This window comes from Bombilactobacillus folatiphilus, assembly GCF_023380265.1.
Taxonomy (GTDB): domain Bacteria; phylum Bacillota; class Bacilli; order Lactobacillales; family Lactobacillaceae; genus Bombilactobacillus; species Bombilactobacillus folatiphilus.
This window is the reverse complement of the sequence record NZ_CP093366.1, coordinates 782867-797650: the sequence shown is the minus strand read 5'-3', so window position 1 is coordinate 797650 and position 14784 is coordinate 782867. Positions and strand designations below refer to the sequence as shown.

Below are 14784 nucleotides of genomic sequence, written 5' to 3'. Positions count from 1 at the left end.
CACACCAAGCAATGATAAAAATACTCCAATATATAAGCTCACTGTTACCAATACTTTCAGTTAGAGCGCATTTTCCTGTTTGATACGGTTTACTTAAGTTTTACCTTCTAACATATTGGTCATGCTTATGACTCTTTCCCAAAGCAAATCTTGTAGATCGTCATAACTAACTCATCAATATAAGCTTCTTGTTGTGCAGCAGAGTCAAATTTAAAGAATGCGGGGCCCGAATTTTCAATTAGATTCATGACCAGCATTGCTTTGACTTTAGGTTTTTCTTTTATTAAAGGGTTAGTGATCATCAAAATATCCATAATCAGTTCAATGATTTGGTCATTGTAACGATTAATAGTGTCCCTAAACTGATGATCCTGACGGGACAAGATGATGATGTCACCATTCAAAAAATTATTTTCCCATTGTTTATCAATGCCATTGATTAAGGCCTCTTTAAACTTAATTTCCGAACGAATATTATTGCCAGTCAGTTCCTGTTTCAATCTTTCTAAAGTTGCAACTGTATACTTAAAAAAACGATTCACAACTTCTTTAAACGCATCTTCTTTGGCCTTAAAGTAATTGTAAAACACCCCCACCGAAAGCCCCGCGGTCGTCGTAATTTCCTTCGTGGTGATCGCAAACAAACTATTGGTTTGAAGTAGCTTGTCGGTCGCTTCAATTAATTTTTGCTTATTATCTTGTTTAGCCATCTTTCCTCCCTCAAAGTAATTCTTGATGTCCATATATGAATATTAATTCATATTAAAACAAAAATCAACCATTTTATGAACTTGTTGTCATCATAGATGAGTAGCTATGGACATAACTGCAATCAAGTAGCAACATTAAAAACATTCAATTCTTTGCTTTAACAAGGAATTCAAGTCAAGTCTAAAGGAAAAGAGCTAATTAAAATCCATTTTTGCCAAGCCAGTTATGAATTATAATTCATTATTTGATAAGAATAGCTTTCAAAGCAAAGGAATCTAGTTGTTCACTAAAATAACGACCAAGATACTGACATCTTGATCGTTAATTTGAAACAGAACTATTCACAAACACTATTTTTATGATATATTCACTGCTTTAAGAAATGTTTGAATGCATACTTAATGGGCTTACTGCCTTTATATAACGCCAATATTTGGTACAGTTGCGAAAAGACCCACGATAAAAGAATAATTGTACCGACAGCGAGGATAATGGCTGCCAAAATAATCCAGATCGGAACAGCTTCTGTGGAAACCCAGATCGGCAAGAAAAAAGACGAAGTAAACGGTAAAACAGATAAGATTTTTGTGACGTAATTAATCGGCTTAGCCAACGTTAATGTCCATATGGTCGCCATATATAACACCATAACTATTAATCCAACCGGCGTCGAAACTTTGGAGATATCCTCTTGTTTAGTGACACCAATGCCAGCAAAAGAAGATACTAACAAAAACAAAGCCACGCCAAAGAAAATAAACACCCCATCTAATAAGATGATACTAGTCAAATTCCCATTGGTTAAATTCTGAATGAATTCAAAAATATGATTGATTGCCGTAAATTGATGTCGGAATAAAACTAAAACGCCAACAAAAACCGCATATATAACCAAGTTAGTCACCAACAAGAGAAAGTAACACAATATACATTTTATCGGTACGTGATCACTATTGATCAAAAAAACTTGAGAACTAGTTATAAAAATAGTTCTCAAGTTTTTTCTATTTAAAGACTAATTACTTATTAAAAATGCGCAAATTTATCTAAGGTTCGAATCATTTGTGACGTAAATCCGTATTCATTATCATACCACGCTACCGTCTTAACCATTTGTAAATCGCCCCCATCAACAACCTGTGTCTGGGTCGGGTCAAATATCGAACCGTACGTCGAACCAATGACATCAGAAGATACAATCTCATCAGTCACCGTTGTAAAACTGTCATTATTAGCCAACGAACTAACTGTTTGATTAACCTGCTCTGCAGTTACTCTTTGATTTAAAACCGTATCTAATTCCACCACAGAACCCGCAATCACCGGTACCCTTTGAGCATGACCATTCAACTTGCCCTTTAATTCAGGAATGACTAAACCAATCGCTTTGGCTGCCCCTGTTGACAACGGCACCGTGTTCATAGCTGCAGCCCGTGCAGCACGCAAATTGCTCTTAGGACTATCTTGTAAGGATTGACTATTAGTATACGCATGAATCGTTGTCATTGATCCCACTTTAATTCCAAAAGAATCATTCATGGCTTGCGCCAAAGGAGCCAAACAATTTGTGGTACATGATCCAGCAGAAACAATCTGATCTTGACGAGTTAAAATATCATCATTCACACCATAAACGATCGTTTTCATCTCACCTGCAGGAGCAGAAATTAAAACTCGCTTTACCCCCGCTCGCAAATGAGCTTGCGCCTTTTCTTGTGATGTATAAAACCCACTAGATTCTAGAACAAGTTCTACACCATCGTTATTTACCCAGGGAATCTGTGAAGCATCTGACTGTGAATAAACTGGTATTTCATGTCCATTAACAACAATCGCGTTTTCTGTCGCCGTAATTTCGCCATCCAAGGTACCCTGACCCGTATCATATTTTAATAAATGAGCTAATACTTTTGGTGATGTCAAATCATTAATCGCCACCACTTCTAAATCATTAGATGTTGTAATAATTCTTCTTAGAGCCAAACGACCAATTCGACCAAAACCGTTAATTCCTAATTTCGTAACCATTATCTTTTCCACTCCTTCATTACATACAATAAGTTTCGTCCTAGTAACTTACTTCAATGTTACTAAAAGGACTTTCTCAATATTTATCGACTCTCTTGAGTTGACGACCTAAGTATAAAAGCTAATAACTCATTTGCATATTCAGTAATTACGATACAGTTATCATGTTTAACTATACCTAGATTCTTTTCCAAAATAATTTCTTTTAGCCAATTAATTCCTTAATAATGTACAAAATTTATCATCAAGACAGATTTTGTCAATTACATCAGGTTTTATTATTCAATTATTTTGAATAATTTTTTTCTATTTGATTTAAAAAATAAAAATATTATCAATTTCAAACTTATCTATGAAAAACAAATTAAAAATAAGCCGATTTTTTCGGTAATATTTTCAAAATATATTTTTTGAGTGAAGCTCCTATTACCAAGGTCTATCCCCAAAAAATATTTTTATGGTTTCCATATGTCTAAAATCTTTTTTAATGATTGATGGTGCCCATATTAATCAAAATAAAAATTTGAACATTACCCCTTTTATCAATATAATGGTCATTCTATTCTTAAAAAATGGAGTGAATAAAGTGCATTTAACTAAAAAATCGTTATGGTTCTGGCTCGGATTGGTGACTTTTATGCTATTCAGTTACTCATCCGTCCAAGCGCAAGACATCAAGACACAAAATATCACCAGTTTACCGGAACCAACTTGGATTTCTAATTCCGGCATGAGCAAAGGTAAATATCATGATCGCCAAGACCTTGGTTTTATCCTACGGGAAAACAAGGTGCTCAAAGTTCGCCAAGTTAATCCTGATTTTAAAGGTAAGCTAACTTTACGGTTATTAGGCTTCGACTCCAAGATGGAGAAAAGCTTAAATGTGACTTCTCAATGGCAAACCGTCAGTGCCGACAGTCCGTTAGTCCCGTTTATTGATACCCCTTACGGCAACACTTCTGCCAAAATTGAATACGAAGTGGAAGATACTCACAAAGAAAAGCCGTTACCTATTTATCAAGAATATGGTAATCAAACAGCTTTCTTCAAAACTTGGGATGATTACGACGCTAACTTTGCTTTGATTAAAGGCAAAGATTTCCAACTATTAATTCCGAAATCAGATAAAGAGAAAGTTCGTCACTTACAAGATTACAAAAACTTAGACGAATTGATCGAACATTACAACGAACTATTTGCCTTTTACAATAAGATGGCCGGTTTTGATGGTTCCACCCCACTTAATCTAAACGGTCAAAATCGTTATTTCTTAAAAGCTGATGCACACGGCGATGGTGGTGCTTATTATAGTGACCAATGGGCCGCTAATACTGCCAAAACTGCTGACATGTGGCTTAAGAAAAATGATTGGGCAACACTTCATGAAATTGCCCACGGCTACCAAGCAGGCTTTGATGGCGTTGGAATGTACACCGGTGAAGTTTCCAACAACTTATTCGGCGTTCAATATCAATACACCAAATATGGTAAAAAAGCTGACCAAATCGGCTGGCTCTTCAACTATGGTAAAAAAGATGCTGTCGAAAATGGTTTATATAAAGATTTGATTACGAATCACGGCACTTATAGTTCGGTTGACTTACGTGAAAAATTGATTTTATTGACCATGATTAAACAAAAAGCTGGCGATGCTTCCTTTACCAAGATGTATCAAGAGTATCGCCAACTGGCTAATCAACCTGGTTTTAACAAAAATAACTACCCATTGCCTGACCTCATGAACCAAGTTTACAGTGAAAATAGTCATCAAGACTTTACGCCCGTTTTACAAAAATGGGGTCTCAGTTTAAATAATAATCAAGCTGCTAAAAATCGTGCCGCCAATTATCCCGCAGTCGCTTCGTTGGCTGACGTGATTCCAAAGAGCCAATTGCCCCGAGCACACGCTTTATTAGACGACAAGATTATGATTAACTCCAACTTTGAGATGGTTCAAGATCAAGATATTGTCCCGATGGATTTGCACGGTAATCTAACCTTGAAATTAAACGCTGACGATCTTAAACAATTAGCCGGCACCAAAGTGTCCTTAAAAGACGGTGCACAAGTTGTGGCAACACAAACTATCAATGGCGATACAGTTAATTTTAAAAATATTGCTAACGGTGTTTATACACTTGACTTTGCTGGTAAACAGATGGATAACTATTTGCCTGACCAAAATTATGTTTACGTCAAAGAAGCCAACAATACTGCCAATGTTAAGTTAACCAAAATTAATAACAGTAGTTTGACCAATCAAGAATTAGATTTATTAGGCTTGAGCGATGTTAAATTCGCTACGTTAAAAACCAATTTGAACAACCGACAAGCTGTTTTAGATGTGCTTAAAAGTAGTCCGCATAATCGTTACGTTGGTGAGACTTACGCTAAAATCACAGTCAAAGACAGTGACAACAAGGTGAAATTTAACCGAACAATTTTGGGTACAAATAACCAAACGGGCACCACGAAGATTCCTTTAGCAGTTGGTGACACGATTGAAGTTTATCACGCGGAAACGCGGACACGTTTGCGCAGTAGCGACAACATTATTGACAAAACAAAGACAACCAATCAATGGACGGTTACCAAATGGGGCTTACAGAATAAGACTTTAAAAAACGATCCCCAACAAGATTTAATAAAAAAGATTACTCAACAAAGTTCGCAACTCCAAAATGATCCTGCCGATACACCTGCTAAAAAGAATTTATTGGTGGCAATTGATTCGTTAAATGAACCATACAAAACACAATATTCAAAACAAGCTTTCAATTAAGTTTAAAAAAACAGCTAATCAATTTTATGATTGGCTGTTTTTATTAAACTATGATTTAGATCACATATACGCGATAATTGAAAAATGTATAATCCTTGAAAAAGAATAAACAAAAGAATATATTAAAACCAAAAATAATGTGAGGTGATATCCTATGACTAAAGAAAGTAAAATAATGTCTTGGGGCCATAGTAATGGTGTCATTCTAACAAAAGAAATCCTGCAAGCAGCTGGATTAATCACAGGTTCCAAGGTACAAATAGAAACCGAAAAAAGAAATGATCACGTTGTCGTTGTCCTAAATCCAATTAAAAAACAATCTTTAGCCGAGAAGTACGCCAATTACCAAGGAACACCAGATAGTTATGAATACCCTAAAGATTTAAAGGACTGGGAAAATGTCAAACCACTTGGAAGAGAACTCCTATAAATGGAAAAATATCAACCTCACCAGGGGGATATCGTTAAAGTACATTTCGATCCTTCTTTAGGGCATGAACAAAAGGGGTATCGACCGGCTTTAATAATTAGCCAAGATATAATGAGCTTGACTTCACCATTTATTTGGATTGTTCCGATCTCACATGGAAACTATGACCATCCTTTGCACATCAAACTAGATAAAGGAACCATAACAGACGGAACAATTTTTGTCGAACAATTAAAGTCAATTGATTTTCTCAAACGAAAAGTGATTTATATAGAAAAAGTGCCAAATAATATCTTGATGGAAGTTCTAAACAACATTAAGGAAACATTGTAATAATCATCATGATTTATGTAGCAAAAAAAGTAGCCAAGACTGGAAAATTTCCTTATCTTGGTTACTTTTATTTTATGAAAATTTTAAGCGTGAACACCCTGAGCAAGTTTAGCTCATTGTTGATCATTACCCAACCGCACGTAACCAACTGCCATCAATTCTTCGGACACCATAGACGCGATAAAAACTATTAGCTGCAATTTTACCAGTTGGTTGCCCTGCTTGATTATATAGAGGTGTATTTTGTTCATGAGCATACTTTCGATAAATTAAATTTAAACCGGGTTTTGGACTGATCCACGCCCACTGATTATTCCCTAAATCAACCCGATCAACGGAAATGGTAGTTTCACCAGTAAAGCCAAACTGAATCACGCGCCATTCATGAATGGCTGGACTTAAAGAGCCATCAACGACACTCATAGCATCCGAATTTTGATACAACGGAATCGTTGAATCATCAGACACTGCCTCTAAAATATCTGCTGCCTGTATTTGTTTAGAAACCTGCACGGGACTAACCCACTGATTACCACCTAAATCATAAGAAACAATTTGCGTAAACATGGTACACTTGATGTTCACAATTATAAATCAGCCAACTTTGCGGTTGCACTGTAATTGCAGCTTGCGTCGTTTGTGTAGATTCAAAAGCAACACCGCCAACTAGCGCCAATAGTACAAGTAGCAATATATGTTTAATTTTCATTAAATTTATTCTGTTAATTTACATTAATTTCAGTATACCATCGATTATTTTTTAATTATTAAAAATTTAAGCAATGCTATGTCGGTGGCTTTAACAATTCTGCCACTTGTCTGCGTACCTGTGCCATATGTGATGCATCAACTAATAACAACAAAGTATCCCCTGCATAAATCATCGTATCACCGTGCGGCAAAATTGTTTGTGAGCCACGATGAATACTGATTAACAGCGCCTCCGAGGGCCAATAAATAGCCCGCACCTGTTGCCCATCTTGAACGCTACCTTCAAAAACAGGAACTTCAATTTGTTCAAAATGTTGCGGTTGCGATATTCGTTGTGGCACAATCATTCGCTGCAACAACGATTCATATATTGGGGCGCCACCCAACCAATCGACCACTAAGTACGCCACCAAAGTTAAAATAGCCATTGCCATCAAATTAGTCAAATTGCCTACCATTTCAGTCACTAACAGTATCGCCGTAAACGGGGCTTTACTAATACCAGCAAAGTAACCTGCCATCGAAAAAATAATCAAATTCGTTAAGTATATCCGCGGTAGCCATCCTAGTCGAATCATGATGCCTGCATAAATCGCACCAATGACTGCCCCTAAAGACAGAATTGGCAAGAAGATGCCACCAGGCAAACCAGAACCATAAGAAATCATTGAAAAAAGAAAACGTACAACTAAAATTATCAGCAAACTTGTCAACACAAAATGATGTTCACCTAAAGCTAATACTAGATTATTGCCACCACCCAATAATTTTGGTTGCCAAAAACCTATTCCAATTACTAAGACAAACGGGATAACTCCTTGGAATGCCCGTGGTAATTTCGTTAATTGATATAATTTGGGCATCATCAATAAGACACGCTGGTACACAAAACCTAAAAGTCCTAAAATGCTTCCCAGCAGCAACAAATGACCATATAAATTGACAGGTAAAGGATGATTATAAACCATATGCAAAATCGGCACTTCACCAAAAATTTTTAAGGAAACAAAGTTCGCGCCAATTGCACTACTCAAACTTGTCAGCCAAATTAAGGGGCTAAAATTATGATAAATTTCTTCTAATACAAACATTGTTCCTGCGATCGGAGCATTAAAAGCAGCTGCCAACCCACCCGTAGCTCCAGCAGCAATCAGGGCTCGATTTTTGGAGCCATGTTGTTTAAAACTACTAGCTATGCCTTGACCCACAGCCGCGCCTAACTGAATTGACGGTCCCTCACGTCCCAAAAAAAGGCCTGACCCAATACTGAGAACACCAGCTATAAATTTTTTCCATAAAATGGGCCACCAATGAAAAGTAAATTTACCTTGTAATTGGCCTTCCACTTCTGGAATACCTGAACCCGCAATATGGGGCTCACTTTTGATTAGCCAACCAACAAAGATGGTCAAAACCAAATTAACCACAAGCATTAAACAGAATGTTTTGACATGACCATGGATATAACTAATCTGAACTAATCCTAATAATTTTTCAATACATAATCGAAATAATGATACGACAATTCCCGTTACAATCCCCACCAGGAAACCTTGGAAAATCAGTCGAAAACGGACACTATCCACTCGTGGTCGGGCTATCTGCTGTTTTAACATCTTCAAAACCTCTCTTATTTAGCATAATGAATTCTAAGAGATTACGCAATGACCATCAAAAAAGTGCTACCAATAAATTTGGCAACACTTCAAAGTGATCACTACGCTTAGATAAAATAACCAGCTAATTGTTCTTTAGTTAATTGGGATTTTTGAGCTTGTGATAGATCCAAAACAACTTGACCTTCTTGTAAAATAATTAAGCGATTGCCATATTTTAACGCATCTTCCAAATGATGCGTAATCATTAAACAAGTCAAATGTTCCTGAGCAATCTTCTGCGCAGTTTGGGCCATCAGTTGCATACTACTTTTTGGGTCCAACGCCGCAGTGTGTTCATCCAACAACAATATTTCTGGCTGATTCAGGGTTGCCATCAAAAAACTTAAACTTTGGCGTTGACCACCAGACAAATTTTCTGTTGGCAAATCTAATTTATCAATTAATGGATGCTGCATTTGTTGCAAAGATTGTATCATTTTTACTTTGGTCGACTTTAATTTGCGTAAGTGGAAGCCTCGATGTTGACCGCGTTTAGCTGCCAACAATAGATTTTCGGCCACCGTCATACGAGGGGCAGTACCTAATTTAGGATCTTGAAAAACTTGGCTTAAAAAACGAGTCCTTTTCGTTACGGACCACTGCGTAATATCTTTTTGATGATATTTAATCTTCCCATAAGTTGGAACAATATTGCCAGCAATTGTTTCAAATAAAGTGGATTTGCCAGCACCATTGGTACCCAAAACTGTAATAAAATCACCTGGATAAACTGCCAAATTTAAATTCTGTAAAATGGCTACTGGTTGATTCGTTTGTTGATTGACCATTGTTGTAATGTTTTTCAATTCTAAAATCGGTTGCTTAATGTCCACGTTTTTTACCTCCCTTGAAGAACAGATCTAATTTTAATTTGTGACTCAGGTTCGGCACCATTAAACACAAAGCCAAAATAATCGCCGAAATCAGATTAAAATCATTCGTCGAAAAACCCAACTGCAAGACAATGAGCAAAATTAAACGGTAAATAATACTGCCCAAAATTACCGCTACCAGCCTCTGACCCAAGGTTAACTCGCCAAACACTACTTCACCAATCACTATGGAAGCCAAAGCAATCACGATAATTCCGATCCCCATATTGGCATCTGCGTAACCATTATTTTGCGCAATTAAAGCTCCTCCTAGACCGATTAAACCATTAGACAAAGTCAAACCAACAATCTGCATCCGATCAGTACTAATTCCTAAAGAACTAGCCATTACCGGATTGTCACCGGTCACCACAAATGCTTGACCTAAATCAGTATTTAAAAAGAGCACAATCAATCCCGTCAAAACAATTACGGTCACGCCACCAATCACTACTCCATCAAAGTAATGTGGCAAATATTGGAAAATCTGTGCTGTAAAAAAAGTCTTTTGACCCAATAAAGAGATATTCGAACCACCCATGATCCGCAAATTAATCGACACACAGCCCGTCATTACCAAAATACCTGCTAATAAAATGGGAATTTTGCCCTTCGTATACAGTAATCCCGTTGTTAAGCCACCAGCGCAACCAGCTAAAAAGCCAAAACAAGTCGAAACTAATGGTGAAAAACCGTGCGTAATGGCAGCTACTGTCACTGCCGCCCCCAATGGAAACGTTCCTTCAACAGTCATATCTGGAAAATTCAAGATGCGAAATGTTAAAAATAGCGCCACTCCTAAAATACCCCACAATAAACCTTGTCCGATACTGGATGTAATTAAACTCATTTGATGATCCTCCCCGTTTGTTTGGCCTGTTGCATCACATCAGCTGGAATTTTCAAATGCAACTTGCGGACTTGTTTTTGATTAATAATATAATGTCCCTTTTTGACATATGAAATGGGATAAGTAGCTGGCTTTTTACCGTGCAAAACATTCCCCGCCATTTTACCAGCCAAAACGCCCATGTCACGTTGATTAATGGCATAAGCAGCACTACCACCATCTGGAACCATGGTTTCAGCGCTAGGAAATACTGGAATACCTGCATTATTGGTAACATTAACTAAAGTTTTCATAGCAGAAGCAATGCCATTATCTTGTGGCGCATAAACGGCATCAACTTCGCTGACCATTTGGGTAGCCACTTGTTGTAAATCATTCGTATTGGCGATCGTATACATTTTAGGCGTCAACCCCGCTTTGCGCACAACTTTTTCGAAAGCATGAGCATTAATTTGCCCACCATGGTCTGAAGAAGTGTAAATAATACCAATTTTGTGTGCTTGTGGCAGTAAAGCTTGAATCAGTTTTAATTGCCCCATGACGGGATAACTTCCTGAAGAACCGGTAATGTTGCCCCCCGGACGCTGCTCCGTTTTCACTAAACCACTACTAGCAGGCGCTGAAATCCCCGCTAAAATAATCGGTAGTTTATTCTTAGCACTATTCGCTAAAGCTTGAGCAGCTGGCGTGGCGATGCCAAAGACTAAATCATCTTGATTAACTAATTTTTGGGACATCGTTTTGAGATTGCTTTGATCACCTTGAGCATTTAAAAAGTCAATCTTCAAATTGCGCCCTGCCACAAACCCTTTCGCTTTCAAACCGCTGATAATGCCCTGGTGAATTTGGTCTAAAGCAGGGTGGGTAACCATTTGGAGAATGCCCACATGAACGACTTTAGTATTTTCTACAGGCGCGGAAGTTTGATCTTTCGCTGGCATTTTAACAAAAGCAATTCCTAAAAATAAGATAATTGCCGTAATAAAAGTAAGCATGCGTTTCATCAGTGTCCACCTCGATAAAATTAAAAGTGGGCAAAAGAAAAAGGCAAACCAGCAATCTTCTGGTCTGCCCACGTGGACCAAAGCCTGCTGTCAACGAACCATGCAGACTTTGCACAATAACATTAAAAAGAAGTCAGCACGGATACAAACTGTTTGCCAGATCGTATCCGTTCTCCGGAAGTACGATCAACTATGCTGGCTTTGCCAAGAAACAGATAATAAAGAATTAAATAAAAATGACATTTTGATCGACCTTTCTCGAAATAAATTAACAACATTTAAACATATAACAGAAAATCTGTCAAATGAAAATGAACTATTTTTTACAACTGACTGTACTTTATCAATTCAACCTCATGATCCCAAAGCCAAATCTTAGTTTGCGGATCACATAACATGGCCACTTCTTGGGTTCTAGGAATAGTTAAACTCGAATGTTGTAAAATAAAATTATCTAAATAACCTGGGTGACACACCATTACTTCATAACCATCATCATGCTTAGTTAAAGCTGTCGTTCTTAAAGTTCGGTATGGGTCATAATTCGGTTCCATACTATCCATTTCTATATATAACTTTTGTCTCGCTACCAATGTCGGTTGATCATCAAAATGGTATTCTAAATACTTCAAATGATGACGTTGCGCTACAATTTTTAACCCTTTAACAAAATTATCACTTACGACGGCGTGTCCTTCAAAATAATCTGGTTGGCGACCGACCAGTTTGACAAATCGTTGATATTGCGCCTCAATCTCCGAAACTACTTCGTCTAGAGAAACAAAATCTCGGGTCGCCTTGCGGTACATTTTAGAAGTTTTAAAGGTCCCATCGGGCATGGTTAGACTGGGTAACTGACAAGCATTTTGTAGCGGTCGACCCATGCAAATAACAACATGTAAACCTAAATCAATGTGCGGATTAATTTTCTGCAAAATTTGAACGGCCTCAAGAACCGTTGGCATATTCACCATGACGCCAACATTTTTGATTAAACCATTTTGTACCGTCTTTATGATTCCTAAATTGACCGCTTCACTATATCCTAAATCGTCAGCACGAATAATAATTTGTCTAGACATAACTTATCCCTCCACCGGTTTCAATTCATGGATTACTTTTGGCGATTTGTCAAAACCAATCAGATACGTAGCGAGCGCTGCGACTAAAAACGCAATAACACCACTAATAATCCCATTAATCAAATTAGTAGGATCATTATGAACATAGGCAGTCAAGGACATGAAGTTCGCAACTGGAACCAAAACATAACCTTTTACATGGCACAAAGCCGCATACAAGGCTCCACAAAAACCGCCAATCATCATCCCCCAAAAGCTGCGTTTATAACGAACCGCAATTCCATACAGTGCCGGTTCCGTGACGCCACCAACAAAACTAGCAATCAAGTAACTCCAAGCTAGGGCTTTTTGCTTTTTATCACGCAACCTTAAAGCTGCTCCCAAGCACATTCCAGCCACGGACAAACTAGCTGCAATCGAACCCAATATTGTAAAATTATCAAAACCATTCTGAGCAATTACCATCATCATCGCCGAAATCAAAACAAGGTGCATTCCAGTCATCACTAGTAACTCCCAAAGTGCACCGATGAGCGCAATCGCCAGAATACTCCAAATTCCACCTAATTTGCCAAAACCAATAATCGTATCACAAATATATTTACCTAAGAAACCACCCGCTGGTCCAACAATGCACAAAGTAATCGGTAACATAATTAAAATCGTCAAAGTAGGAACAAAAATTGTACTCAAAGATGCCGGAATCCACTTTTTCAAAAACCGTTCAATATAAGACATAATCCATACAGACAAAATAATGGGAATAATGGTAGCACTATAATTAACTAATGGCATGTGCAAGCCAAAAATCGCAAAATTTTTCTTATCAGTCACTAATTTTAATAAAGTTGGGTGAACCATAATAGCTCCCAAAAACATGGCGACCAAAGGTTGAGCGTGAAACTGTTTAGCAGCAGTGTAACCGATTAAAATTGGGAAAAAATAAAAACCAGCATCACCAACGAACACAAATAGTTGATAAGTATCGCTTGTCGCACTAAGCCAATTTAACATGCTCGGACCCAAGACTGCTGCAAACATTTTAAACATCGATGCCGCTACCAAAACGGGAATCAAGGGAGTCAAACTACCTGCTAATTTGTTCATAATTGCAGACCCAATGGATTTGAAAGTTAAATGTGGACGCGTTTTAGTTGCTAGGTCTAAATCTAAATTTTCATCAATGACTTGCGTCTGCTGTAAATCTGCTAACTGGCATAATTGTTCATAAACTTGTGTAACCGTTTGCCCAATAATCACTTGATATTGCCCTGCCGCTCTGCGAACCCCAATAACTCCCGAAATCTCGCTGATTTTTTGGTCATCAGGTAAACTATTATCTTTTAAAATGAAACGTAAGCGCGTCATACAATGTGTGACAGATTCAATATTGTTACTGCCACCCACTTCTTGCAAAATCTGTTGTGCAATAGCTTGATATTCCTGCTGTTTTTTTGGAATCATCTACTTCTCTCCCCCTAATTGTTCAGTTTGTGAATTATCAATAATTCTTTGCAGATATATCATCAAATATACTTGTTCTGCCTGATTACTGGTTGTTTGATAAGCCTGATCAATCAAAGCGCTCACATCACAGGCACATTGATAAATTTGAGGCAATTGTTGTTTAAAAATTTGATACAAACGATTCTGGTCATGACTTGGCGTTGGTTGTGACTGTTGCAAACGTCGTAAGTAATAATTGAGATGTAATACAAAACGATTATACGTAAAACTTTGGCGATCAATTTGTAATTGAAAGCAACGTTCAATTAACCGCATAACTTGTTCAATGATTTGTTGTTCTTGCTGGACTTTTATATCTACATTGACTTGACTATTCAAAAAATGCGTTGCAATTGCTGTGATTTCCGCAGTTGGTAATTTAATCTTTAATTGTTGATTAATTAAACGAACAGCGTATTGCCCAACAGCCATTTCTTGTGGATAAAACTGCTCGATATCGTATGAATATAACAAGGGTACATCTTGTTGTTTTTGTAAACGAATAATCGCAAAATTAAGATGATCAGCCAAACTAAAAACAATATTAGGGTTCAAGGGCCGATCAATCGTTGCGCGCGCATGCTGAACAATTTGCGAACTCAGAGTCAAAATATCTTCTGGTAATTCCGTTAGTAACCGCCGATATTGAGCATTTAATTTATAAAAAGTCATCTCAATCAGACTCAAATCAGTCAATTCATAAGGAACTTTGGGAAAACCTATCCCCTTGCCAAAAGCCACTAATTCCTGACCATTATTATCACAACACAAAGCTACATTATTATTAATTTTTTTAACAACCTGCATTTTGTTATCC

At 37.4% G+C, this 14784-nt stretch carries 15 protein-coding genes; 3 read left to right on the top strand and 12 right to left on the bottom strand.

Features of this window, described 5'->3' with window-relative positions:
• Positions 1-125 precede the first annotated feature (125 nt).
• The 3 genes from MOO45_RS04080 to gap all read right to left on the bottom strand — a co-directional run bounded on the left by MOO45_RS04080 (position 126) and on the right by gap (position 2739).
• Positions 126-710 carry a TetR/AcrR family transcriptional regulator gene (locus MOO45_RS04080; protein WP_249513701.1) on the bottom strand — a complete coding sequence of 195 codons (585 nt, stop codon included), beginning with the start codon at positions 708-710 and terminating at the stop codon, positions 126-128.
• A gap of 368 nt (positions 711-1078) precedes the next feature.
• Positions 1079-1606 carry an ABC transporter permease family protein gene (locus MOO45_RS04075; RefSeq protein ID WP_249515104.1) on the bottom strand — a complete coding sequence of 176 codons (528 nt, stop codon included), beginning with the start codon at positions 1604-1606 and terminating at the stop codon, positions 1079-1081.
• A 131-nt stretch (positions 1607-1737) separates the two neighbouring features.
• Positions 1738-2739 (bottom strand): type I glyceraldehyde-3-phosphate dehydrogenase, encoded by a 1002-nt coding sequence (gene gap, locus MOO45_RS04070; RefSeq protein WP_249515103.1) that lies wholly within the window; start codon positions 2737-2739, stop codon positions 1738-1740.
• A 586-nt stretch (positions 2740-3325) separates the two neighbouring features.
• On the opposite strand from gap, the gene MOO45_RS04065 reads away from it, so the two are divergent.
• The 3 genes from MOO45_RS04065 to MOO45_RS04055 all read left to right on the top strand — a co-directional run bounded on the left by MOO45_RS04065 (position 3326) and on the right by MOO45_RS04055 (position 6284).
• On the top strand, positions 3326-5521 hold the full coding sequence (locus tag MOO45_RS04065) for a putative mucin/carbohydrate-binding domain-containing protein (protein WP_249515102.1): 2196 nt from the start codon (positions 3326-3328) through the stop codon (positions 5519-5521).
• 154 nt (positions 5522-5675) lie between these two features.
• The gene (locus tag MOO45_RS04060) at positions 5676-5951 is read left to right on the top strand and encodes an AbrB/MazE/SpoVT family DNA-binding domain-containing protein (protein ID WP_249515101.1); all 276 of its coding nucleotides are present in this window, start codon (positions 5676-5678) and stop codon (positions 5949-5951) included.
• Positions 5952-6284 (top strand): type II toxin-antitoxin system PemK/MazF family toxin, encoded by a 333-nt coding sequence (locus tag MOO45_RS04055; RefSeq protein WP_249515100.1) that lies wholly within the window; start codon positions 5952-5954, stop codon positions 6282-6284.
• Between the two features lie 126 nt (positions 6285-6410).
• Here MOO45_RS04055 and MOO45_RS04050 read toward each other — a convergent pair whose 3' ends face one another.
• From MOO45_RS04050 to MOO45_RS04010, 9 genes are all read right to left on the bottom strand, one after another.
• A complete protein-coding gene (locus MOO45_RS04050; RefSeq protein ID WP_249515099.1) occupies positions 6411-6851 on the bottom strand; it encodes a hypothetical protein in 441 nt (146 codons plus the stop codon).
• On the bottom strand, positions 6826-6993 hold the full coding sequence (locus tag MOO45_RS04045; protein ID WP_249515098.1) for a hypothetical protein: 168 nt from the start codon (positions 6991-6993) through the stop codon (positions 6826-6828). Before MOO45_RS04045 ends, MOO45_RS04050 begins: the two co-directional genes overlap by 26 nt.
• Positions 6994-7069: 76 nt before the next feature.
• Positions 7070-8596 carry a ClC family H(+)/Cl(-) exchange transporter gene (locus MOO45_RS04040; RefSeq protein ID WP_396022423.1) on the bottom strand — a complete coding sequence of 509 codons (1527 nt, stop codon included), beginning with the start codon at positions 8594-8596 and terminating at the stop codon, positions 7070-7072.
• Between the two features lie 122 nt (positions 8597-8718).
• Positions 8719-9480, bottom strand: a complete 762-nt coding sequence (locus tag MOO45_RS04035) for an ABC transporter ATP-binding protein (protein WP_249515156.1) — start codon at positions 9478-9480, stop codon at positions 8719-8721.
• Positions 9476-10375, bottom strand: a complete 900-nt coding sequence (locus tag MOO45_RS04030; protein WP_249515096.1) for an ABC transporter permease — start codon at positions 10373-10375, stop codon at positions 9476-9478. Before MOO45_RS04030 ends, MOO45_RS04035 begins: the two co-directional genes overlap by 5 nt.
• Positions 10372-11379 carry a tryptophan ABC transporter substrate-binding protein gene (gene trpX / locus MOO45_RS04025; RefSeq protein WP_249515095.1) on the bottom strand — a complete coding sequence of 336 codons (1008 nt, stop codon included), beginning with the start codon at positions 11377-11379 and terminating at the stop codon, positions 10372-10374. The genes MOO45_RS04030 and trpX overlap by 4 nt, the downstream gene beginning before the upstream one ends.
• Positions 11380-11702: 323 nt before the next feature.
• The gene (locus tag MOO45_RS04020; RefSeq protein WP_249515094.1) at positions 11703-12461 is read right to left on the bottom strand and encodes a ChbG/HpnK family deacetylase; all 759 of its coding nucleotides are present in this window, start codon (positions 12459-12461) and stop codon (positions 11703-11705) included.
• 3 nt (positions 12462-12464) lie between these two features.
• Complete coding sequence (locus MOO45_RS04015) at positions 12465-13922, bottom strand: PTS transporter subunit EIIC (RefSeq protein ID WP_249515155.1); 1458 nt, start codon at positions 13920-13922, stop codon at positions 12465-12467.
• 3 nt (positions 13923-13925) lie between these two features.
• The gene (locus MOO45_RS04010; protein ID WP_249515093.1) at positions 13926-14774 is read right to left on the bottom strand and encodes a PRD domain-containing protein; all 849 of its coding nucleotides are present in this window, start codon (positions 14772-14774) and stop codon (positions 13926-13928) included.
• Between the last annotated feature and the right edge of the window lie 10 nt (positions 14775-14784).

What these genes read in the sequence shown, in the direction of transcription:
- gap (WP_249515103.1), bottom strand. Translation starts at nt 2,739, where the DNA reads ATGGTTACGAAATTAGGAATTAACGGTTTTGGTCGAATTGGTCGTTTG.
- trpX (WP_249515095.1), bottom strand. Translation starts at nt 11,379, where the DNA reads ATGAAACGCATGCTTACTTTTATTACGGCAATTATCTTATTTTTAGGA.
- MOO45_RS04045 (WP_249515098.1), bottom strand. Translation starts at nt 6,993, where the DNA reads ATGAAAATTAAACATATATTGCTACTTGTACTATTGGCGCTAGTTGGC.
- MOO45_RS04055 (WP_249515100.1), top strand. Translation starts at nt 5,952, where the DNA reads ATGGAAAAATATCAACCTCACCAGGGGGATATCGTTAAAGTACATTTC.
- MOO45_RS04020 (WP_249515094.1), bottom strand. Translation starts at nt 12,461, where the DNA reads ATGTCTAGACAAATTATTATTCGTGCTGACGATTTAGGATATAGTGAA.
- MOO45_RS04010 (WP_249515093.1), bottom strand. Translation starts at nt 14,774, where the DNA reads ATGCAGGTTGTTAAAAAAATTAATAATAATGTAGCTTTGTGTTGTGAT.
- MOO45_RS04030 (WP_249515096.1), bottom strand. Translation starts at nt 10,375, where the DNA reads ATGAGTTTAATTACATCCAGTATCGGACAAGGTTTATTGTGGGGTATT.
- MOO45_RS04080 (WP_249513701.1), bottom strand. Translation starts at nt 710, where the DNA reads ATGGCTAAACAAGATAATAAGCAAAAATTAATTGAAGCGACCGACAAG.
- MOO45_RS04050 (WP_249515099.1), bottom strand. Translation starts at nt 6,851, where the DNA reads ATGTTTACGCAAATTGTTTCTTATGATTTAGGTGGTAATCAGTGGGTT.
- MOO45_RS04060 (WP_249515101.1), top strand. Translation starts at nt 5,676, where the DNA reads ATGACTAAAGAAAGTAAAATAATGTCTTGGGGCCATAGTAATGGTGTC.